Source organism: Psychrobacter sp. 1Y4 (assembly GCF_051847555.1).
In genome coordinates this window covers 1-678 of record NZ_JBPYDE010000616.1, presented here as the reverse complement: position 1 = coordinate 678, position 678 = coordinate 1, and the positions used below count along the sequence as shown (strand labels likewise).

At 43.1% G+C, this 678-nt stretch carries 2 protein-coding genes; one reads left to right on the top strand and one right to left on the bottom strand.

All coding sequences use genetic code 11. The features are described 5' to 3' along the window. A partial coding sequence (locus ACS8FC_RS17915; RefSeq protein ID WP_439297787.1) for a hypothetical protein occupies nucleotides 1-137 on the top strand: 137 nt, incomplete at its 5' end. 73 nt (nucleotides 138-210) lie between these two features. On the opposite strand, the gene ACS8FC_RS17910 is transcribed toward ACS8FC_RS17915, so the two are convergent. Further along, nucleotides 211-678: trimeric intracellular cation channel family protein (locus ACS8FC_RS17910; RefSeq protein ID WP_439297786.1), on the bottom strand; the 468-nt coding region annotated here is incomplete at its 5' end.

Below are 678 nucleotides of genomic sequence, written 5' to 3'. Positions count from 1 at the left end.
TTAACTTTGATAGCAGCGCTTGGGACTATCGCGCCGAAAAAGTGCATTTGTTATTTCAGCTAGCTATTAATGAATGGAACGGCAAACAAAGCTTGCAGCTGATGGTAAAAGACTTGGCTGTGGTAGAGCAGGGTTAAGGCTAGAATATTAAGTGCGGTCAGATTGGAGCGCACTTATACCATTTATTGCCAGTAGCCTTTTGATTTAGGCTCAGTACTTCCACTCAAGAGTGGGGAACTGCCAATCATAACGAATAGCCAGCATACGCAAGGTAAAAATCGTACTCATTGCAGAGACATCAGCAACCCAATCGGCAACGCCTAAGTTTTTTAGAGCAAAATATAGAATACCCCCAGTTAACGCCGCAGTGATATAAATCTCTTGCTGCAATACCAGTGGAATCTCATTACAAATCATATCGCGAATGATGCCACCAACGATGATGGTGATCACGCCTAATAATAGTGCCACTGGTACATTGGTACCCATGCTATCAGCGACTTTGATACCTATGAGCGTAAAGGCGGATAGACCGATGGTATCGGACAGTTTTAGGAACTTATCAACTCGTCTTGAGTTCGGATGAAAAAATATTTGCATGGCTAGTGAAGAGATCGTAATGAGCGTCAGATAGCTCATATCTACCATCCAAAACAGCGGATGACGATCCAAAATCAC